Annotated in this window: 23 protein-coding genes; 12 read left to right on the forward strand and 11 right to left on the reverse strand. The window is 59.7% G+C overall.

The features are described from left to right. Positions 1 to 5: 5 nt before the first annotated feature. Positions 6 to 2,015 carry a methyl-accepting chemotaxis protein gene (locus tag FHP24_RS08695; RefSeq protein ID WP_139675535.1) on the reverse strand — a complete coding sequence of 670 codons (2,010 nt, stop codon included), beginning with the start codon at positions 2,013 to 2,015 and terminating at the stop codon, positions 6 to 8. 475 nt (positions 2,016 to 2,490) lie between these two features. On the opposite strand from FHP24_RS08695, the gene rpmH reads away from it, so the two are divergent. The 4 genes from rpmH to yihA all read left to right on the forward strand — a co-directional run bounded on the left by rpmH (position 2,491) and on the right by yihA (position 5,639). Beyond that, a complete protein-coding gene (rpmH, locus tag FHP24_RS08700) occupies positions 2,491 to 2,625 on the forward strand; it encodes a 50S ribosomal protein L34 (RefSeq protein ID WP_112458319.1) in 135 nt (44 codons plus the stop codon). A gap of 24 nt (positions 2,626 to 2,649) precedes the next feature. Further along, positions 2,650 to 3,042, forward strand: coding sequence for a ribonuclease P protein component (gene rnpA / locus FHP24_RS08705; protein WP_139675537.1), 393 nt, complete (start codon positions 2,650 to 2,652; stop codon positions 3,040 to 3,042). Continuing rightward, positions 3,042 to 4,847, forward strand: a complete 1,806-nt coding sequence (gene yidC / locus FHP24_RS08710; protein WP_139676196.1) for a membrane protein insertase YidC — start codon at positions 3,042 to 3,044, stop codon at positions 4,845 to 4,847. Before rnpA ends, yidC begins: the two co-directional genes overlap by 1 nt. 153 nt (positions 4,848 to 5,000) lie before the next feature. Continuing rightward, on the forward strand, positions 5,001 to 5,639 hold the full coding sequence (yihA, locus tag FHP24_RS08715; RefSeq protein ID WP_139675538.1) for a ribosome biogenesis GTP-binding protein YihA/YsxC: 639 nt from the start codon (positions 5,001 to 5,003) through the stop codon (positions 5,637 to 5,639). 117 nt (positions 5,640 to 5,756) lie between these two features. Here yihA and FHP24_RS08720 read toward each other — a convergent pair whose 3' ends face one another. From FHP24_RS08720 to FHP24_RS08730, 3 genes are all read right to left on the reverse strand, one after another. Next, positions 5,757 to 6,314: a fasciclin domain-containing protein gene (locus tag FHP24_RS08720; RefSeq protein WP_139675540.1), complete on the reverse strand. Its 558-nt coding sequence runs from the start codon at positions 6,312 to 6,314 to the stop codon at positions 5,757 to 5,759. Positions 6,315 to 6,492: 178 nt separating this feature from the next. Then, positions 6,493 to 7,224, reverse strand: a complete 732-nt coding sequence (locus FHP24_RS08725; protein WP_139675542.1) for an anti-sigma factor — start codon at positions 7,222 to 7,224, stop codon at positions 6,493 to 6,495. After that, a complete protein-coding gene (locus FHP24_RS08730; RefSeq protein WP_139676197.1) occupies positions 7,221 to 7,763 on the reverse strand; it encodes a sigma-70 family RNA polymerase sigma factor in 543 nt (180 codons plus the stop codon). The genes FHP24_RS08725 and FHP24_RS08730 overlap by 4 nt, the downstream gene beginning before the upstream one ends. Positions 7,764 to 7,897: 134 nt before the next feature. On the opposite strand from FHP24_RS08730, the gene argB reads away from it, so the two are divergent. Beyond that, positions 7,898 to 8,785, forward strand: coding sequence for an acetylglutamate kinase (gene argB / locus FHP24_RS08735; protein WP_139675544.1), 888 nt, complete (start codon positions 7,898 to 7,900; stop codon positions 8,783 to 8,785). Between the two features lie 54 nt (positions 8,786 to 8,839). Here the strand turns inward: argB and FHP24_RS08740 are convergent, their stop codons facing one another. Next, the gene (locus tag FHP24_RS08740) at positions 8,840 to 9,742 is read right to left on the reverse strand and encodes a DMT family transporter (protein WP_139675546.1); all 903 of its coding nucleotides are present in this window, start codon (positions 9,740 to 9,742) and stop codon (positions 8,840 to 8,842) included. A gap of 104 nt (positions 9,743 to 9,846) precedes the next feature. Between FHP24_RS08740 and FHP24_RS08745 the strand changes: the two genes are divergently transcribed. Both FHP24_RS08745 and FHP24_RS08750 read left to right on the forward strand, forming a co-directional pair. Continuing rightward, a complete protein-coding gene (locus tag FHP24_RS08745; RefSeq protein WP_139675548.1) occupies positions 9,847 to 10,560 on the forward strand; it encodes a pyrimidine 5'-nucleotidase in 714 nt (237 codons plus the stop codon). 119 nt (positions 10,561 to 10,679) lie between these two features. Then, entirely contained in the window at positions 10,680 to 11,318 is a 639-nt protein-coding gene (locus FHP24_RS08750; RefSeq protein WP_139675550.1) for an EF-hand domain-containing protein, read from the forward strand. Between the two features lie 84 nt (positions 11,319 to 11,402). Here the strand turns inward: FHP24_RS08750 and FHP24_RS08755 are convergent, their stop codons facing one another. After that, the gene (locus FHP24_RS08755; RefSeq protein WP_139675552.1) at positions 11,403 to 12,263 is read right to left on the reverse strand and encodes an LOG family protein; all 861 of its coding nucleotides are present in this window, start codon (positions 12,261 to 12,263) and stop codon (positions 11,403 to 11,405) included. A gap of 138 nt (positions 12,264 to 12,401) precedes the next feature. Here FHP24_RS08755 and dapD point away from each other — a divergent pair, with 138 nt between their 5' ends. From dapD to FHP24_RS08770, 3 genes are read left to right on the forward strand one after another with little or no spacing between them, the layout of a single operon-like run. After that, positions 12,402 to 13,262 carry a 2,3,4,5-tetrahydropyridine-2,6-dicarboxylate N-succinyltransferase gene (gene dapD, locus FHP24_RS08760; protein ID WP_139675554.1) on the forward strand — a complete coding sequence of 287 codons (861 nt, stop codon included), beginning with the start codon at positions 12,402 to 12,404 and terminating at the stop codon, positions 13,260 to 13,262. 15 nt (positions 13,263 to 13,277) lie between these two features. Continuing rightward, a complete protein-coding gene (gene dapE / locus FHP24_RS08765) occupies positions 13,278 to 14,474 on the forward strand; it encodes a succinyl-diaminopimelate desuccinylase (protein ID WP_139675556.1) in 1,197 nt (398 codons plus the stop codon). Next, the gene (locus tag FHP24_RS08770) at positions 14,458 to 15,054 is read left to right on the forward strand and encodes a hypothetical protein (protein ID WP_139675558.1); all 597 of its coding nucleotides are present in this window, start codon (positions 14,458 to 14,460) and stop codon (positions 15,052 to 15,054) included. The genes dapE and FHP24_RS08770 overlap by 17 nt, the downstream gene beginning before the upstream one ends. Here FHP24_RS08770 and truA read toward each other — a convergent pair. The 5 genes from truA to def are packed head-to-tail and all read right to left on the reverse strand — an operon-like array spanning position 15,048 to position 18,039. Beyond that, positions 15,048 to 15,806, reverse strand: a complete 759-nt coding sequence (gene truA / locus FHP24_RS08775) for a tRNA pseudouridine(38-40) synthase TruA (RefSeq protein ID WP_139675560.1) — start codon at positions 15,804 to 15,806, stop codon at positions 15,048 to 15,050. The genes FHP24_RS08770 and truA overlap by 7 nt on opposite strands. Further along, positions 15,806 to 16,753, reverse strand: a complete 948-nt coding sequence (fmt, locus tag FHP24_RS08780; RefSeq protein ID WP_139675562.1) for a methionyl-tRNA formyltransferase — start codon at positions 16,751 to 16,753, stop codon at positions 15,806 to 15,808. Before fmt ends, truA begins: the two co-directional genes overlap by 1 nt. A 21-nt stretch (positions 16,754 to 16,774) precedes the next feature. Next, complete coding sequence (locus tag FHP24_RS08785) at positions 16,775 to 17,194, reverse strand: type II toxin-antitoxin system VapC family toxin (RefSeq protein ID WP_139675564.1); 420 nt, start codon at positions 17,192 to 17,194, stop codon at positions 16,775 to 16,777. Further along, positions 17,191 to 17,463 (reverse strand): FitA-like ribbon-helix-helix domain-containing protein, encoded by a 273-nt coding sequence (locus FHP24_RS08790; RefSeq protein WP_139675566.1) that lies wholly within the window; start codon positions 17,461 to 17,463, stop codon positions 17,191 to 17,193. The genes FHP24_RS08785 and FHP24_RS08790 overlap by 4 nt, the downstream gene beginning before the upstream one ends. 60 nt (positions 17,464 to 17,523) lie before the next feature. Continuing rightward, positions 17,524 to 18,039 carry a peptide deformylase gene (gene def / locus FHP24_RS08795; RefSeq protein ID WP_210237813.1) on the reverse strand — a complete coding sequence of 172 codons (516 nt, stop codon included), beginning with the start codon at positions 18,037 to 18,039 and terminating at the stop codon, positions 17,524 to 17,526. Between the two features lie 112 nt (positions 18,040 to 18,151). On the opposite strand from def, the gene FHP24_RS08800 reads away from it, so the two are divergent. Further along, on the forward strand, positions 18,152 to 19,354 hold the full coding sequence (locus FHP24_RS08800; protein ID WP_139675568.1) for a DNA recombination protein RmuC: 1,203 nt from the start codon (positions 18,152 to 18,154) through the stop codon (positions 19,352 to 19,354). Positions 19,355 to 19,403: 49 nt separating this feature from the next. Continuing rightward, complete coding sequence (locus FHP24_RS08805) at positions 19,404 to 20,303, forward strand: ribokinase (RefSeq protein ID WP_139676199.1); 900 nt, start codon at positions 19,404 to 19,406, stop codon at positions 20,301 to 20,303. The last annotated feature ends 158 nt before the right edge of the window (positions 20,304 to 20,461 follow it).

Consider the following 20,461-nt stretch of genomic DNA (forward strand, 5'->3'; position numbering starts at 1 on the left):
TCTGATCAGAATTCTTCCCAGTCTGCGGTGTTGGCTGCCGCTGCGGAGCTACGTCCACCGAAAGCACGGCCGATCGCGGCGGTCAGTTTTCTTGCCGGCGACGGCTGTGGGCGATGAGCATTATCGGCCGATGCAAGGCGCGTCGAACGGCCGGCCTCTTCGTCGATCCTGAAATGCGCAACGAGGCGATAGAGCGCGTCCGCTTCGGATGAAAGCTTGCTGGTTGCTGCCGAGCTTTGTTCCACCATGGCTGCGTTCTGCTGGGTGACGTGGTCCATCTGGTTGACCGCGGTATTGACCTCGGCGAGACCGGTCGCCTGCTCGCGAGACGCGACGGCGATCGAATGGATGTGGTCGTTGATGCGGGTGACGCGCGCCTCGATCTCCGAAAGCGCCTCACCGGTTTTCTGCACCAGCTTGACGCCGCCCGCGACTTCCTCGCCCGACTTGCCGATCAGACCCTTGATGTCTTTCGCGGCGCTGGCGGAACGCTGAGCAAGTTCGCGGACCTCCTGGGCAACAACGGCAAAACCCTTTCCGGCCTCGCCGGCCCGTGCCGCCTCGACGCCTGCGTTCAAAGCAAGAAGATTGGTCTGGAAGGCGATTTCGTCGATCACGTTGGTGATCTGGGCAATTTCGCGGGATGCCTGCTCGATGCGGCCCATTGCCTCGATGGCATTGCGCACGACGGCACCGGACTGGACGGCACTTTCCTTCGCTTCGCCGACCATAGTCGTCGCTTCATTGGCCCGTTCGGTCGAAGTCCTTACGACGGATGTGATTTCATCCAGCGCGGCCGACGTTTCTTCGAGGGCTGCGGCCTGCTGCTCTGTGCGCTTCGACAGATCGTTTGAAGCACTGCTCAGCTCGGAAGCCCCGTCATTCATGGCGCCGGTCGCATTGCGGACCTTGCCCATGGTGGACTGAAGCGTCTGCATCGTGCCGTTGACGTTTTCTTGCAGTTCGGCAAACGCGCCCTTGAACTCGCCCCGCATGCTGTCGGTCAGATCGCCATCCGACAGGCTTCTGACAACGCGGCGCGTCTCGGATACGCCTGCATCGACGCTTTTGACCAGCTGGTCGATGTTGCGGGCAACGCGGTCAAGGCTTTCGACGCCCCACTGCTTGTCGATACGGCGGGTGAAATCGCCCTCGGCCGCCGCCTGAACGACGGCCGACATGCGTGTCTGCAGATCGTCGCTTTTCGCTTTCAGGCCGGCTTCGGCATCGGTCATGCGGGCGACTTCGAGACCATTTGTCTTGAAGACTTCGACCGCTGCGGCCATGTCGCCGATCTCGTCCTTGCGGCCAGAGAAGGGTACGGAGGCGTCATAATCGCCCTGCGCCAGACGGCCCATGGAAGAGGTTAACTTGAGGATCGGTCCGCTGATCTGGCTGCGTCCGAGATAAAGACCGAAGCCCAAACCACCGCCCACACCGAAGATTGCAACGATGAGGACGGAGTAAAAGATCAGGTTGCCGAAAGAACTCATCTCGGCGCTCAGCACGTCGAGATCGGCCAGATCCGAGGCGACCACCTTGTCGATCTCGGCCTGGTAGGCCTTGCGGTTGGCCCGGTTGGCGTCGTTATTGCCCTGAACGTTGGCGGCCTGCGGGCCTTCCGTTGCACCAAGGCGCACTGTTTCGGTGCGGAATGTCTTGAATTCCCTGAAGCCCGCCGTGAGTTTTTCGAACTGCGCCTTCTGGGTCACGGGAACGACCGCCGCCCAATCCGCGACCAGCTTCTCCATATCGCCGAGGCTTTTCGTCACGCTTTCGCCAAAGGGCTTGGCGGTATCTATGTCCTTTGCCGCGTACATGCCGCGGGCGTCCATCACCACGGCAGTCACAAGACGGTTCAGCCGTTCGCCCTTATAAACACGGTCGGCAATATTGGCGTAGGCACTCTGCTTGTCATTGTATTCGGTAACCGCGAAGACCGACAATCCGGCAATTGCGCATGCGACAAGGCTCATCAACCCCACGAGAAGGTTGATCTTTACTCCAATTTTCACGGTTATCCCCTCCAAAGACACCAGAACAGCACCAACAGCAGCCGCTATTCTTGATACTTGCGAAAATTAGCATAAAATTGTTAATAATGGCTGATCGGCATGACGATCTAAACCTGCCAGACGGCGCAAAAATATCGCGCCCAGGCACTCTATTCAGTGATATATTTTCTCACAACTTGAGCTATTGCCCGCAAAGCGGAAATATCCACCAAAAATTGCAACCTTTGGAAATCAAATCCGCCACGATAAATATTAATAATTGTATTCGCGTTCACTTAAATACAAATGACGAAAACGCTTCATTCCTGCCAATCAAGGCCTGCTGATTGACTTTCAGGCTCAACCTGAACTATATGCCCGCGCGCTCAGACGGCGGACTGCCTTATGCATCCTCACGTTTTGCGCATTTTCCGAAACGCTCTTGCTTCGATAGAGGCAATCTTCAAGAAGGGCCGCACACCGCGGCATTAAAAAAATGAAGCGTACCTACCAACCGTCCAAGCTTGTTCGCAAGCGTCGTCATGGTTTCCGTGCCCGCATGGCTACCAAGGGTGGCCGCAAGGTTCTTTCGGCTCGTCGCGCACGCGGCCGTGCCAGTCTGTCGGCCTAACGGCCGACTTGCCCGGATCGGGCAGTGACGACGAGTAAAGACACGAAAAACACTGTCGGGCGGTTGAAAAACCGGCCGCAGTTTCTTGCTGTTCGCAAGGGCGAAGCACGCCGCGGGAGAACGTTTCTCCTAGAAGTTCTCGATCGCAAGCAGCCTGATGAGCCGCCCCGTGTCGGCTTTACCGTTACCAAGAAGCACGGCAACGCCGTCGAGCGGAACCGTATGCGCCGGCGCCTGAAAGAGGCGGTGCGCAAATCCGCCGGATTTGCAATGGAAAACGGACACGACTATGTGATCGTCGCGCGCAGGGAGGTGCTCGGCATTTCCTTCCCAAATTTGATCGAACAGCTTGCAGCACGGATTGAAGGCAGGCAAAAAGCCAAGCCTGTCTCAGGAACACCCTCCAGGAAAGCATGATGGAAAAAAACCGAAATTACTTCATCGCGATCGGCCTATCGGTCGTCATCGTCCTTGCCTGGCAGTTCCTCTACATGAACCCGCGCATGGAAGCGCAGCAGCGTGCCGCTGAAGCCCAGCAGGCATTGCAGCAGCAGCAGGCCGCGCAGAACCCGACATTCACGCCGGAAAGCCCCGGCGCGGCCACGACCACCGGCAATCTGCCGGGTGCCGGCCAGGCCCAGGCGACTGCAACCCGCGACCAGGCGCTTGCCAAGTCCGCCCGCGTCGCAATCGATACTCCGGCCGTTTCTGGTTCGATCAATCTGACCGGCGCCCGCTTCGACGACCTGAAGCTGCGCGAGTATCATGAGACCGTCGATGACTCGAGCCCGCTGATCACGCTCTTCTCGCCGGCAGATACCCATGACGGTTATTTCGGTGAAGTCGGCTATATCGGCAGCGATACGAGCGGTGCGGTTCCCGGCCCCGGCACGACCTGGACGCTTGCGGGCGGCGACAAGCTGACCACGACGACCCCGGTGATACTGTCCTTCACCAATGAAAAGGGCGTCGTCTTCAACCGTACGATCTCGATCGACGATCACTACCTGATCTCCGTCGCCGACAAGATCGAGAACCCCGGTGCGGAAGCGATCACCCTTTCCTCCTACGGCCGTATCACTCGCAACAACAAGCCGGTGACACCTTCGGTCTGGGTTATCCATGAGGGTTTCCTCGGCGTACCCGGTACGGATGGCAGCCTCAGCGAGCACACCTATTCCAGCATCGAGAAGGAAGCCGTCACCAATGCGAAGGCAACCGGCGGCTGGCTTGGCATAACCGACAAATACTGGGCAGCCACCATCGTGCCGCCGCAGACCATGCCCTACGAAGGCCGGTTCACGCATTTCACCGATGGTCAGCCGCGTTATCAGGCAGACTACAAGGGTGATGCACTGACCATTCAGCCCGGCCAGTCGACCGAGTTGAAGAACATGGTCTTCGCCGGCGCGAAAGAAGTGCCGCTCGTCGCCCGTTACGCCCAAGACTACGCAATTCCGCATTTCGACCTGCTGATCGACTGGGGCTGGTTCTATTTCATCACCAAGCCGATGTTCCAGCTGATGGACTTCTTCTTCCGTCATGTCGGCAATTTCGGTGTCGCGATCCTGCTGACGACCGTTGTCGTCAAGCTCATCTTCTTCCCGCTCGCCAGCAAGCAGTACGCTTCGATGGCCAACATGAAGCGCATGCAGCCGAAAATGACCGAGCTGAAAGAAAAGCACGGCGACGACCGCATGGCGCTTCAGCAGGCGATGATGGCGCTTTATAAAGAAGAGAAGATCAACCCGATCGCCGGCTGCTGGCCAGTGCTCCTGCAGATCCCGGTCTTCTTCGCGCTCTACAAGGTCATCTACGTCACGATCGAAATGCGCCATGCACCGTTCTTTGGCTGGATCCAGGATCTGTCCGCACCGGATCCGACCTCGCTGTTCAACCTGTTCGGTCTCCTGCCCTACGACGTTCCGCACTTCCTGATGATCGGCGTATGGCCGCTCGTCATGGGCATCACGATGTTCCTGCAGATGCGCATGAACCCGACACCGCCGGATCCGACCCAGGCGATGATCTTTACCTGGATGCCACTGGTCTTTACTTTCATGCTGGCGTCGTTCCCGTCGGGTCTCGTCATTTACTGGGCATGGAACAATACGCTGTCGGTTTCGCAGCAGGCAGTGATCATGAAGCGCCACGGCGCCAAGATCGAGCTCTTCGACAATCTCAAGGGCCTGTTCAAACGAAAGCCGGCAGAGAGTAAATAACCCAGAAAACCCCGGATGCCGGATCGGCCTCCGGGGTTTTCTTTTTGTCCCTCTGCGAAATCCCGGCCCTCGAAAAAGCCAGTGAAGCTTGACATCCGGCACCAAAACCCGGATGCGATTGGCGTTTTACTGGACACGAAGATAGAAAAGCGGATGACCACCAACGACAAGCCCATATTCGGCAAGCCCTGGATTTTCATCCGCGGCGTGCCTTCGATGAAATTCCTTCCGCCTGAAGGCCCTCTCGAGGTTGCCTTCGCCGGCCGTTCCAACGTGGGCAAATCGTCGCTCATCAATGCGCTGGTCGGCCAGAAGGGATTGGCGCGGACGTCCAACACGCCCGGCCGTACGCAGGAACTCAACTATTTCGTTCCGGATGGCTATTCGGGCCAAGTAGGCGACCTGCCTCCAATGGCTCTGGTCGACATGCCCGGCTACGGCTATGCCGAGGCGCCGAAGGAACTGGTCGATGCCTGGACGAAACTCGTCTTCGACTACCTGCGCGGCCGCTCGACACTGAAGCGCGTCTATGTGCTGATCGACAGCAGGCACGGGCTGAAGAAGAACGACGAAGACGTTCTCGATCTGCTCGACAAGGCTGCCGTTTCCTACCAGATCGTGCTGACCAAAACGGACAAGATCAAGGAACCGGCCGTGCCGAAGCTGCTTGAAGAGACGCAGGAAAAAATCCGCAAGCGCCCTGCCGCCTATCCTTTCGTCCTCTCCACCTCCTCCGAAAAGGGCAAGGGCGTGGACGAGTTGCGCGCAGCGATCGCCGAGGCCGTGCGCTAAGAGCGCTATCTATTTGTTTCACGCAATTCCAGATTGCTCAAAAACGCAAAAAATCCGGTCGCCCCTGTGGGGAGCGGCCGGATCTCAATGCAAGCTGCAGGTTCGGGCGAACCGCGCTTACATTTTAGGAAGCAGAACCTTGTCGATCACGTGAATGACGCCGTTCGACTGCTTGACGTCGGCGATCGTGACGTGGGCAACGCCGCCCATTTCGTCGGTCAGAGTGATCTTGCCCATGCTTTCCTTGGCTTTCAGGATGCAGCCGCCGACGGTCTTGACGTCATGGGTGCCCTTGTCGTCCTTGATCATCTTCTCGATGGCCGTCGACATCGCGTCGGCAGCCACCACGTGGCAGGTCAGCACTTTCGTCAGCTGAGCCTTGTTTTCAGGCTTCAGAAGCGTGTCGACCGTGCCCTTCGGCAGTGCCGCGAAGGCTTCGTTGGTCGGGGCAAATACTGTGAACGGCCCCTTGCCTTCAAGCGTCTCGACCAGGCCGGCTGCCTTTACGGCCGCAACCAGCGTCGTGTGGTCCTTGGAGTTGACCGCATTCTCGATGATGTTCTTGTTTTCATACATGGCTGCACCGCCCACCTTGGGGTTGGCGGCATGCGCGCCGACAGCAATGGCGGAGACTGCGGTTGCGATGGCAAGTGTGCGAAGTGTGGACTTGAACATGACTTCTCTTCCTCCCGAAGGATCTCGCCCCGGCGCGGATACGCGCCTTTCAAAGGCTTGCCGCCCAACCAGAGCGGCGACATGAGAAAAGACGGAGTGCAGCCGAAAAGAGTTTCAGGTCGAACCAAAAAAACGGCCTGAAACTATCAGGCCGTTGATTTTAATGAGGTATTTCAGACTAGATGCCTTGCGCCTTACCGGATGCGATCACCGGCCCGGTCGGCTGGCCGGTCGGCGAGCCACCGAAAGGCTCAAGGCTGACGGCAAAGGTTACCCCATCCCTGAGGCGCGGCCGCAAGTCGGCGGGAATATCGACAGCGCCCTCGCCCGTCTGCGGCAGGATGCCGAGAGAAACCGGTGCAGCGCCGCCGTCGGGCACGAGCCAGAGCTGCAGCGAGCGTGCATCGTCGGCCTTCGCAGCGACCGGCATGAGCTGCAAGCGTCCGCTGCCGGTGTCGTAACGCGCCATGAGGCCGAGAGCGGCGTTATTGTCGCCACTCAACTCCGCCACAAGCGCCTGGGATGGCGGTGCTTCGCCGATCCATCCGGATTGGAACGATGCGTAGGTGGCCAGTGTCGCAAACGATGCAATTGCCAGCCCGCGCCACAGAGCTAGCGAGTTCCACCAGCCACCAGCCGAAAGCAGTTGCTGCTGGAATGTCCTGGCGGGAAACAGTCTGGCTTCAATCCTGGAATATGTCCGTGATGGCGGCGCCTGTTCTTCGTAGTCGGTGTCGAAGCCGGCTAGATTTTCCTGCCAGTTGGCCACCATGGCCGCGAATGCCCGGTCCTTGCCGATACGAGCCTCGACCTTTCGGCGATCCGCCTCCGGCAGAACGCCCAGCACATATTCCCCGGCCAAAAGCTGGTCGCGGGAGCGATCCCCTTCGCTTTGTTCCGGCTTGCTCATCGATCGAGACACTCTCTCAGTTTCAGAAGGCTGCGTCGCAGCCAGGTTCGCATTGTATTGATCGGGACTGCGTGCCTTTCGGCCAGTTCCTGATAGGTCAGGCCTTCGACATAAGCACTGCGTACTGCACCGGCACGGTCAGAATCCAACTCCTCCATGCACCTGTCAATGCGCTTGCCTTCCCATTTCATCACTGCCGCATTTTCCGGCCCCGGTGCCGGATCGGCGATCTGCCAATCCTCATCCGTGCTTTCGCCCGTTGGTCGACGCGCTCTCAATACGTCAATAGAATGGTTTCGAGCGATCGTCACCAGCCATGCCATCACACTGTTGCCTGCCGCGGCAAAACGCCCGGACCTTTGCCAGATCTTGACGAAAACTTCCTGCAAAGCGTCTTCCGCCTCACCACGATCTTTCAGAATACGAAGGCAGGCGGAAAAAAGTTTCGGCGAGACTTGAGAATAAAGTTCTGCAAATGCTGCCCTGTCGCGTAGTGCCACACGCCCGACCAAGGCGGCGATGTCGCTTTCTGGTGCCAAATCAACCTCCCGTGCCGATGGAGAATCGCGTTTTCCCCACTCTCCAACTGCTACGGCCAAATCTTTCCACCAGATTGTTTCATCTGTCAAAAAGATGCGCTAAAAGCGCCGCACCTTTGATGTGAGGGATTTTCATGACGACGTCAGACAGCGAACTCCAGGCCAAGCTTCTCGCCCAGGCTCTGCCCTATATGCAGCGCTATGAAAACAAGACGATCGTGGTGAAATACGGCGGCCACGCGATGGGCGATACCGAACTCGGCAAGGCGTTTGCCGCCGACATCGCGCTTCTGAAGCAGTCCGGCGTCAACCCGATCGTCGTCCATGGCGGCGGCCCGCAGATCGGCGCCATGCTGTCCAAGATGGGCATCGAATCGAAATTCGAAGGCGGACTTCGCGTCACTGACCAGAAGACGGTCGAGATCGTCGAGATGGTTCTCGCCGGTTCGATCAACAAGGAAATCGTCGCGCTGATCAACCAGACCGGCGAATGGGCGATCGGCCTGTGCGGCAAGGACGGCAACATGGTCTTTGCCGAAAAGGCGAAAAAGACGATCGTCGATCCAGACAGCAATATCGAGCGCGTTCTCGATCTGGGTTTTGTCGGCGAGGTGGTCGAAGTCGACCGCACGCTGCTCGACCTGCTTGCCAAGTCCGAGATGATCCCGGTCATCGCACCGGTTGCTCCGGGCCGTGACGGTGCCACCTACAATATCAATGCCGATACCTTTGCCGGCGCGATTGCCGGCGCGCTGCATGCGACGCGTCTGCTGTTCCTCACCGACGTTCCGGGCGTGCTCGACCGTGACAAGAACCTGATCAAGGAACTGACGGTTGCGCAGGCGCAGGCGCTGATCAAGGACGGCACGATCTCCGGCGGCATGATCCCGAAGGTCGAGACCTGCATCGAGGCGATCCGCTCCGGTGTTCAGGGTGTCGTCATTCTTAACGGCAAGACCGCCCATTCCGTGCTGCTCGAGATCTTCACCGAGCACGGTGCCGGCACGCTGATCGTGCCCTGATCTGATAATGATCGCGATTTGAGGGGAGGCGCCGGTGAGGCGCCTTTTTTCGTTTCAGCCCGCCAGCAACCCGAGGATGCCCGCCACGATCAACATGCAGCCTAAAATCTCCATGCGGTTGATCCGCTCGTGGAAGAGGAAATAGGAAGCCATGAAGGTGAAGACGAGTTCGATCTGGCCGAGTGCCCGGACATAGGCCACCTGCTGCAGCGTCATGGCGGTAAACCAGCCGGCAGAACCGAAGACGCTGGCCAGGCCCACCAGCGACGAAGAACGCCAGGTCTTCAGCACCTGCACGATCTCGTTCTTGTCCTTCCAAAACATCCAGATCAGCATGAAGACGGTCTGGAAGGTGGTGACGCAGGCGAGTGTCATGGCGGCCTGCATGACCGGGTTCGGCCCGTCAAGCGATAGCGACGCGCTGCGATAGGCGACTGCCGAAATGCCGAAGACCGCACCGGAGGCGATGCCGACCAGTGCAGTGCGACTGGCCAGCGCCGTGACGGTGTTCCTCCATGACAGGGGCATGCGCGCCATCGAGATCAGCATCACGCCGATGACACCGGTGATGATCGCGCCGATTGCGCCGATCGTCAGTTTTTCGCCGAGCAGGATGAACCCGAAGATAGCCGCCTGAACCGGCTCGGTCTTCGAATAGGCCGTGCCGACGGCGAAGTTTCTCAGCGAGAAAAGGTGGACCAGCATGATGGTGGCGAAGATCTGTGCCAGACCGCCGATCACGGCCCAGATCGCAAAGCTCCAGTTGATCCGCGGGACGGGGTATCCCGCGAGATGATGCAACAGGACGCCATAAAGAATGGCGACCGGGAAACCGTAACCGAAACGGACGAAGCTCGCGCCGCGCGTGCCCAGCCTGCCCTGAAGATGTTTCTGCATTGCGGAGCGCAGGTTCTGCAGGAAGGCGGCAGCAATGGTGATGGGGATCCAGAGTTCCATACAATCGCGGTATCACGCGCACGGATTTATCGCCAAGCCGGAAGCCGCTCGCAGCCGTCGCCTTTTCGATTTTCTTTATGAGCGAGGCAGTGCATAAGCGAAACATGGACAAGAAACCCAAGACCGCTGCCGACGCTGCCGATTTCGCTCATATCCGTGACTGGGTCTTCGATCTCGACAACACGCTTTACCCACATCACATCAACCTGTTTGCCCAGATCGACGTCAACATGACGGCCTATGTGCAGGAGTTGCTGCAGCTGGAGCGGGACGAGGCGCGGGCGTTGCAGAAGCGCTATTACCACGAACACGGTACGACGCTTCAGGGGCTGATGCTGCACCATGGCATCGATCCGGACGGATTTCTCGAACGAGCGCATGCGATCGACTATTCCATCCTGCTGCCCAACCCCGAACTGGGCGAGGCGATCGAGGCGCTGCCGGGCCGCAAGTTCATCTTCACCAATGGCAGCGTGCCGCATGCGGAAGCGGCCGCGAGAGCACTCGGCATCCTCGACAATTTCGACGACATTTTCGACATCGTCGCAGCAGGTTACGTGCCGAAGCCGGCAGGCGAGACCTACGACAAGTTTGCCAGCCTGCACCGGGTCGATACGGCCAACGCGGCAATGTTCGAGGATCTGCCGCGCAACCTCACCGTTCCCAAGACACTCGGCATGCGCACCGTGCTTCTGACGCCGCGCAATCTCGACGACGTGCTGATCGAACGCTGGGAAATGCTGTCGGAGGAGGACGATCACATCGATTATGTGACTGACGATCTCGCCGGTTTCCTGAAGGGTATCGTGCCGGGCTGACGTTCCAGGCGCAATTGCAGCATTACAAACAATTCATCCACATTACGGGAGTTTAAGTGGTTGCCAGAGCTTGGCGGCCATATCTTGTGGTTATCGAAATAACCGGAAGGAACCCGTCTATGACCGCTAAGAAGATCGTTTTGGCGACCCTCGGTGCCGTGCTGGTCGCAGGAGCCGCAATCCCGGCATTCGCCGCACCGGATCGCCCGGAGCGCGGCCCAGGTGGCCCCCACGGCATGATGCGCGGCGCGATGATGCAGGACGTGACCTTCGTCCGCCTGCTGAAGACCGCCGATACCAACAAGGACGGCAAGATCAGCAAGGAAGAAATGGCCGCCCGCCAGGACGCCCTGTTTACCGAGATCGACGCCAACAAGGATGGCAACATCACTCGCGGCGAGCTTTTGGATTACCGCGTTGCCAAGCGCGAGGAGTTCGCCAAGAACAACCCGCGGCCCGAAATGGCGGAAGAAGGGAAAAATCGCCCTGAGCGTGCCGAACGCAAGGATCACGATGGTCCGCGTCATGAACGCGCAGACCGCGACCATGACGGCCGGCGCGGCGAATTCCGCAAGGCCGGTTTCGAACGCCACGGCGGCATGGGTGGTGGTCGGTTCTTCCGGATGATCGACGAGAACCGCGACAACAAGATCACCAAGGCTGAAGCCTCCGCAGCAAGTGACAAGCTGTTCGCCCGGATGGATACCAACAAGGACGGCGTAATTTCCATCGACGACCTGCCGGACCGCCCCCTCTAGTTCCCCGCCCCCCGCATAATGGAACTAGCCCGGCAGTTGTCGACAAAGGCCCGCCTCTCCCCCGAGGGGCGGGCTTTCTCTATTTTACTTCTCGTAGAAATTCTGGATGACCTTCCAGGCTTCATCCGCCGTCTCGACGAAATTGATCAGCTCGATGTCTTCCGGGGCGATCGTGCCGAAATCGGCCAGCGCCTCGAAGTTGATGATGCTGCGCCAGAATTTTTCCGCAAACAGGATCAGCGGAATACGCTCCATCCGCTTCGTCTGGATCAGCGTCAGCGCCTCGAACATCTCGTCCAGCGTGCCGAAGCCGCCGGGGAAAACGGCGACCGCCTTTGCCCGCATCATGAAATGCATTTTGCGGATGGCGAAGTAGTGGAAATTGAAAGAGAGATCCGGAGTCACATAGGGGTTCGGTGCCTGCTCGTGCGGCAGCATGATGTTGAGGCCGATGGTCGGGGCGCCGGCTTCGCTCGCACCGCGATTGCCCGCTTCCATGACACCGGGACCGCCGCCGGTAACCACGACAAATTCCTTGTGGTCGAACTTCGCCGAATATTCCCCACAAAGCGCGGCAAATTTTCGCGCCTCGTCATAGTAGACAGATGCCGCCTGCAGATTGTTGTGCTGGGTCTCGTTATGAGCCGCCCAAGGCTTTTGGCCGGGAGCCGGGATACGGGCGCCGCCGAACAGCACCACCGTCGAGGTAATGCCTTTTTCCGCCAGAATCATCTCCGCTTTCAGAAGCTCCAGCTGCAGCCTAAGCGGCCGCAATTCCTTGCTGCAGAGGAAATCCTCGTCGGTGAAGGCAAGGCGGTAGGACGGCGACTGCGTCTGCGGTGTCTTGGGCTGGGCGGCGGCGGCGTGCTTGTCCGCCGTACTGTCCTTCAGCGGTTCCCAGACCTTGTCCTCGGCTCCGCGCGCTTCCGACCTTCTCTTCGACATGCTGATGCTTCCTTCCCGCGCCAACCCTGGTTGGCGCCAATTCACATTGACGCTTGAGTGGCGGTCGCTTAGAGCAAATGGGACCAATTGACCACCTTTCCAGCCATCACGATACTGCGTGACGTTTAAGGATCTTCCATGAGCAGCTTCAACCTCGCCGCCCTCGAAAAGACAATCGAGACCGCTTTCGACAATCGCGACAGCGTCAGTGTATCGACCAAAGGCGAGGTTCGCGATGCGGTGGAAGAATCGCTTAACCTGCTCGACGCCGGCAAGGCTCGTGTTGCGGTTCGTGGCGAAGACGGCACATGGACCGTCAACCAGTGGCTGAAGAAGGCCGTTCTCCTCTCCTTCCGCCTGAACGACATGGAAGTCGTCAAGGGCGGCCCGGGCGCTTCTACCTGGTGGGACAAGGTTCCCTCCAAGTTCGAGGGCTGGGGCGAGAACCAGTTCCGTTCCGCCGGCTTCCGCGCCGTGCCGAATGCCGTCGTGCGTCGCTCGGCCTATATCGCCAAGAACGTCGTGCTGATGCCGTCCTTCGTCAATCTCGGCGCCTATGTCGATGAAGGCACGATGGTCGATACCTGGGCAACCGTCGGCTCCTGCGCGCAGATCGGCAAGCATGTGCATCTTTCCGGCGGCGTCGGCATCGGCGGCGTTCTGGAGCCGATGCAGGCCGGCCCGACGATCATCGAGGACAATTGCTTCATCGGCGCCCGTTCGGAAGTCGTCGAAGGCTGCATCATTCGCGAAGGTTCGGTTCTCGGCATGGGCGTCTACATCGGCAAGTCGACCAAGATCGTCAATCGCGCCACCGGCGAAGTGAGCTATGGCGAAGTACCGCCCTATTCGGTCGTCGTCGCCGGCTCGATGCCCTCGGGCAATGCCACGATGCCGAACGGTCTCGCCGCCCCGCATCTCTATTGCGCCGTCATCGTCAAGACGGTCGATGAGAAGACCCGCTCCAAGACGGGTATCAACGAGCTGCTGCGCGATTAATCCGGGACGAATTCGATGTCTGCTGTAGACCCGATTGCAAATCTGCAAGCGCTGATCCGTTGCCCTTCCGTCACCCCGGCGGAAGGTGGCGCACTTTCGGCGCTGGAAGCGATGCTGACCCCGCTCGGCTTTACGGTCGAGCGGATGATCGCCACGGAATCGGGCCTGCCAGACGTCGAAAACCTTTATGCCCGGCTCGGCACCGGCGAGCCGCATCTGATGTTTGCCGGGCATACCGACGTCGTGCCGCCCGGCGACGAAAGCGCGTGGAGCCATCCGCCGTTTGCAGCTGAAATCGCGGATGGCGAAATGTTCGGTCGTGGTGCCGTCGATATGAAGGGCGGTATTGCCTGCTTTATCGCCGCTGTCGCCCGTCATATCGAAGAGCATGGCGCACCGAAAGGCTCGATCTCCTTCCTGATTACCGGCGACGAGGAAGGCCCTTCCGTCAACGGCACGGAAAAATTGCTGAAATGGGCGGCCGAAAAGGGCGAGCGCTGGGACGCCTGCCTGGTCGGCGAACCGACCAATCCGGACGTTCTCGGCGACATGATCAAGATCGGCCGCCGTGGCTCCGTTTCCGGCAAGGTCACGGTCTTCGGCGTGCAGGGCCATGCAGCCTATCCGCATCTCGCGGACAATGCCGTTCGCGGCCTGCTGCCGCTCAGCGCTGCGCTGATGGATCCGCCCTTCGACGCAGGCACGCCCGAGTTCCCGGCTTCCAATCTGGAAGTCACGACGGTGGATGTGGGCAATCCTGCTACCAATGTCGTGCCGGCCAAGGCCACATTCGCCTTCAACATCCGCTTCAACGACACATGGACTGCCGAGACGGTAAAGGCTGAGATACTGCGCCGGCTGGACAAGGCTGCGGCAGACCAGACGCTGCGCCCGGATCGCAAGCCGACGGCTTATGAACTCGTCTGGGCCGAGCGTCCGAGCCATGTGTTCCTGACCCGCAACAATGCGCTGATCGGCTCGCTTTCCAGTGCCGTCGAAGCCGTGACCGGCAAGCAGCCGAAGCTTTCGACGACCGGCGGCACATCGGATGCCCGTTTCATCAAGGACTATTGCCCGGTGGTGGAATTCGGGCTTGTCGGACAGACGATGCATATGGTGGACGAGCGGGTCGCCCTTGCCGATCTCGAGACACTGACCCAGATCTACGGAACCTTCCTCTCCCGCTGGTTCGGCGATGCCATCCTTTCCTGAAGTCAAATTCTATATCAGCGGTCTCTGGCTGCTCTTCAAAGGCGACCCACAGGGCCTGAAAAGGCTCGACTTGACCGACCGCGGCATGATGCGGTCGTTCTGGGCTTTCGTCTGGTGCCTGCCTGCGATGTTCGTCTACTGGACGGGCGTCAGGTACGCTTTCCTCTCGGCAAGCGCGCCAGGGACGAAGGCGGGCGTCGCTTTTTATCTCCGGCTGTTCATGGTCGAAGCGATCAACTGGGTGCTGCCGCTGGTGCTGCTCGGCATTCTCTGCCTGCTGCTGAAGACAGAGCGCAAGTTTACCGCCATCGTGGTGGCAACGAACTGGCTTTCGGTTCCGATCTCCTACGCCTATGCGGTGTTGACGCTGCTGCTGTTCCTGGCGCCTTTTGCAGCGGGCTTCATCGCGCTCGTCCAGCTGGCGTTGCTGATCGCAACCATTTTTGCGATTTCACGCTTCGTCCGGCAGATCTGTGGACAGGAACCGCTCGTCGTCGCGACGACACTTCTTGTGCTGCTGGTACCAGGTCTGATTATCGCGGACCTGCTGCAGTCTTATCTCGGCGTGTCGCCCTACTGACTGTCGCCCGGATAATCGACCTTCATAAAGTATAGACCTTCCGGCGGCGCGACCGGCCCGCATTCCTTGCGATCACGGGCTTCGAGTGCCGCGCGCACGTCATCCGGCGTCATCTTGGCCTCGCCGGCAAGCTTCAGCGTGCCGGCGAAAGAACGGATCTGGTTGTGAAGAAAACTCTGAGCGCTGGCGCGGATCTCGATCAGATCGCCTGACCGCGCCACATCCAGCCGATCGAGCGTCCTCATCGGGCTTTTGGCCTGGCAATGGACGGAGCGGAAGGTGGTGAAGTCGTGATGGCCGACAAGCATCTGGGCAGCCGCATGCATCGCCTCGTGGTCGAGCGGTTTCGGCACCCACCAGGCGTGCCCGGCTTCCACCGCCAGCGGAGACGGTCGATTGATGATGCGGTAGAGATAATGCCGTTTCACTGCCGAAAAACGCGCGTCGAAACTCTCGTCCACCTGCAGGACGTCGATAACGGAAACGCGCTCTTTCGCCATCATCAGATGGGCGTTCAGCGCATTGCGCAACTTGAAGGGATGCCAGTCTCGGGAAAGGTCGGCATGGATGACCTGACCGAAGGCATGCACACCGCTGTCGGTGCGCCCGGCGCCACGGATCGAGACGGTCTCGCCGGTCAGAGACAGTATGGCATTCTGAAGTGCGGCCTGCACCGAATGGCCGTTTTCCTGCTTTTGCCAGCCGACATAGGAGGTGCCGTCATATTCGACGATCATGCGAAAACGCGGCATCAGGCGGATCCGACCGGAAGCACGGTGCCTTTCGGAAGCGCCGTGCCGCGAAGGAAGTCGCTCGCATCGAGAGGTTTTCCGCCTGCCTTCTGCAGCCGCGTGAGCCGGACTGCGCCTTCGCCGCAGGCAACCGTCAGTGCATCGTCGAGAAGCTCGCCGGCAACGCCAGCCCCCTCGCCCAGTGCTGACGCGAGAACCTTGATGCGTTCCGGCTTGCCGTTGATCTCGGCTACGAACCAGGCGCCGGGAAATGGCGACAGGCCACGGATGTGGTTATGCACATCACGCACCGGTTTGGAGAAATCGATGCGGGTCTCGCCCTTGTCGATCTTGGCGGCGTAAAGCACGCCCTCTTCCGGCTGCGGCGTCAACGGAAGATCGTCGGCTTCAAGTTTTTCCATCGCCTCGACCATGGCGCGCGCACCGACGAGCATGAGTTTGTCATGCAGTTCGCCGGCCGTCATCGTTTGCGTGATCTCGACTTCTTTGGTCAGCGCCATGGGGCCGGTATCGAGCCCCTTTTCCATCTTCATCACGATCATGCCGGTCTTTTCGTCACCGGCCATGATGGCACGCTGAATGGGGGCGGCGCCCCGCCAGCGCGGCAGAAGCGAGGCGTGGCCGTTGTAGCAGCCAAGCCTGGTGCCTTCGAGGATTGCGACCGGCAGAAGCAGGCCATAGGCGACGACGACCGCAACATCCGCCTTGAACTCGCGAAAAGTCTCGCGGTCTTCTTCGGCTTTGAAGTTCAACGGCGTCAGAACCGGAATGCCGAGCAATTCGGCCGCCTGATGGACCGGCGACTTGGTGAGATCGAGTCCTCGGCGACCGGCCGGGCGCGGCGGCTGGCTATACACCGCAACGATCTCGTGGCCGGCCTGTTTCAGGTTCTGCAGCGTCGGCACGGAAAAATCCGGCGTGCCCATGAAGATGATGCGAAGTGACATGCGCTTGACCTGTTTCACTATTCAGGCGCCTTCAAACGGGTTTACCAGCCGAAGATCAAGCCCTTCGAAGTCTTTTACGTTGCGGGTGGCGAGGGTGGCACCGTGAGAGAGGCAGATCGCCGCGATCATGGCGTCCTTCGTTTCGATCGGATGACCTCGGCTACGCCGTTCCGCTGAAAACTGCCCATATCTATGCGCGGCATCGATCGAGAAGACCAGAATGCGATCTGTGAATTCCGCCTCTATCTGGCGGTACAATTCCTCAAGATCGGCTTTGCGGCGTCCGTCTGGCAAGCAACCAATGCCAAAGTGGATTTCGGCGATGCTTATCGTGGTCAGGTACGTCTCTTCATGTGCAACATCATCCAACCAAGTCAGCAAGTGATCGCTGTATCGGCGATTTCGTAGCTCCGAGATGACGTTTGTATCCAGGACGATCATTCATCGAACCTGGGCGGTTCCCTGTCCGGTTGATGACGGGCTGCCTCGATCGCGACCAGTTCTTCCTCGGTCCAATAGGCATCCGAGCTTTCGACGATTGCTCTCAAGATCTCGCCCGCAGACTTCTCCACACCGTCATTTCCGGAGGTCAAAGACCGGCGCAGGCGCACGCTCGCCTCTTCAGACAAGCTACGGCCATTCTGCTTGGCCTGATCGTGAAGCCGGCGCTTAAGAGCGTCATCCAAATTGCGGATCAGCAGATCACCCATCCACGCCTCCTATGATATCAGCGATATCATAACGCAGGCTCCAGCAGTTTTCAACGAACGCTAGACAGCCTTGCCCTTCGCCGCCTTGGTGAACCGCTTGATCACCATCTCCCGCTTCAGCCGGGAAATATGGTCTATGAAGAGCGTGCCGTTCAGGTGGTCGATCTCGTGCTGCAGGCAGGTAGCGAGCAGGCCGTCGGCTTCCAGCATATGTTCCTTGCCGTCCCGCCCGACATATTTCACGCCGATTGCGGCCGGCCGCTCGACTTCGGCATAATAGTCCGGGATCGACAGGCAGCCTTCCTCGTAGACCGACAGTTCGTCCGAAAATTTGACGACTTCCGGGTTGATGAAGACCTGCGGATTCTTTTCCTCGTCCTCGCGCGATACGTCGATGACGAGCATGCGCCTGGCCACACCGATCTGGATCGCGGCAAGGCCAATGCCCGGCGCGTCATACATGGTTTCCAGCATGTCGTCGGCAAGCTTGAGAAGCTCGGCGTTCACGGTTTCGATCGGCTTGGACACCTGCCGGAGAAGCGGATCGGGAAGAATAATAAGCGGCTTGATGGTCATCTCGCCCCCATAGCGCATCTTTTGCGTCGATGGAACAGGGATGCGGCACGGATTTTGACCGATGTTCACGCTTTGATCTTCCGTTGATAAAGCAATCTGCTAGAGTGGCATCATGAGAGAAATCCTTGCCGACGTCCTTCCGCCCGATTCTGCCCTGCCAATCCTGCTGATCGTGGCGCTGTTCGCCGTGCTCGCGGTGCTCATCGCTTTCTTCGCAGTCTTTCGCGGCAGCCGCCAGCGCGAAGAGATGACGCAGCGTTCGATGGATGCGGAAGCGCGCCTCGCCCAGCTGGTGCGGATGCAGGGCGAGATGCATGGGCGCGTCGCCGCCATGGCCGAGACGATCACCAGCCGCCAATCTGAGCTTAACCATTCCGTTAACCAGCGTCTTGACGGCATTAGCCATCGGCTGGGCTCGACCATCACCGAACAGACGAAATCGACGCATGAAAACCTGCGCAAGCTGCAGGAGCGGCTGGCGGTGATCGATGCAGCACAGAACAACATCCAGACGCTTGCCAAGGATGTCGTCGGCTTGCAGGCGATCCTTTCCAACAAGCAGACGCGCGGAGCTTTCGGCCAGGGGCGGATGGAGACGATCGTTGCCGACGGGTTGCCGCACGGGGCCTATTCCTTCCAGTCGCCGCTGTCCAACGGTACGCGTCCGGACTGCGTCATCCGCATGCCCAACGGCGCACCGCCGCTGGTGATCGACGCCAAGTTTCCGCTCGAGGCATGGACGGCATTTCGGGAAGCGGCTTCTCCAGAAGCACGGCGCGCCGGCGGCCAGCAGTTCAAGCGGGATATGGAGGTCCATATCAAGGATGTCTCCGAGAAATACCTGATCGCGGGCGAGACCCAGGATACGGTGCTTCTCTTCGTGCCATCGGAATCGATCTTTGCCGAGCTGCACGAGCATTTCGACGCAGTGGTCCAGAAGGCCCACCGCGCCCGCGTGGTGATCGTCTCGCCATCGCTGCTGCTTCTGTCGATCCAGGTCATCCAGGCCGTTTTGCGCGACCAGCGGATGCGGGAGCAGGCACATCTCATCCAGGGTGAGGTCGGACTTCTGATGGAAGATCTCGGGCGACTGGACGACCGGACGCGCAAGCTGCAGTCTCATTTCATCGCCGCCGAACGGGATGTCGAGCAGATCCTGACCTCGATTGAGAAGCTGACGCGCCGCGGCAGCCGGATCACCTCGTTGGAACTGGAAGCTCCTGCGGCTGCCGAACCATCGACGGACGCGCCGCCACAAAAATCGGTCGAAAGCCGTACAGGCCTTCTGCGCCTTCGGGTGGTTGACGAGGAGTGATGCTCTCGGGCACTGTCCCGCCATCAATTTAGCAGCAGCAGGCATGAACATGATCACCGTTTTCGGCTCCATCAACATGGATCTCATCGCGACCACGGCAGAGCTGCCGAAGCCGGGCGAGACGGTTCCCGGTTCCAGCTTTTCGACTGCGGCAGGTGGCAAGGGTGCCAATCAGGCACTCGCCGCGCGACGCGCCGGCAGCAATGTGAAGATGGCCGGTGCAGTCGGAAGCGACACATTCGCCGAGCCGGCACTTGCCTTGTTGAAGGATGCAGGGACGGACCTTTCATCCGTGCTCAAGGCCAGCGAGCCGACAGGAACGGCACTCATACTCGTGGGCGGAAACGGCGAGAACATGATCGCCGTCATTCCCGGTGCCAACGGTACGATCACTGCCAGCGACGCCATCAAGACGGTCGATGCCATGTCTGCCGGCGACATCCTGATGCTGCAGCTCGAAAGTCCGGCTGCCGCCGTAGAGGCAGCATTGAGAGCCGCGCGGGGGAAGGGCGTTACCACGATCCTCAACACCGCCCCGTTCACCATTGACGCTACCCGGCTTTCCGGGCTTGCAGATATCGTCGTGGCCAACGAGACCGAATTCGACGCGCTTTCCGGGAAGGACGCGATAACGGCTTCGCAACGGATCGAAGCGCTCAAGACGCTTCATGCCGAAGGGCAGCAGACATTCGTCGTCACGCTTGGTGGGGATGGCGTCGTCGCCATTCGCGGCGGAGAGATCACGTCCGCCCAGGGACTCGTCATCGAGCCGGTCGATACGGTGGGAGCCGGCGACACGTTCTGCGGTTACCTGGCTGCCAGCCTCGATCAGGGTCTGGATTTCGAAAAAGCGCTTCGCCGGGCCGCAGTTGCCGGATCGCTGGCTTGCCTGGCGCGTGGTGCACAGCCTTCGATCCCGATGGCTGAGGCCGTGGATGGCAAAGTGTAAAAACTGCTCCTTGGCCCGGAAAACCGAGCTGAAGCTCCGTTGCAATTTTAGTTAAATTTAACAGATGCCAAGTAGCGTCGCCTCGGCATCTTCCTCTGGTGGCGCCAGCCGTACAGAACGGCCCGATGACCGGGCCTCGACTTGCCATGTCAGCGATC

The sequence above is a fragment of the Aliirhizobium smilacinae genome, assembly GCF_006335145.1.
GTDB lineage: Bacteria > Pseudomonadota > Alphaproteobacteria > Rhizobiales > Rhizobiaceae > Neorhizobium > Neorhizobium smilacinae.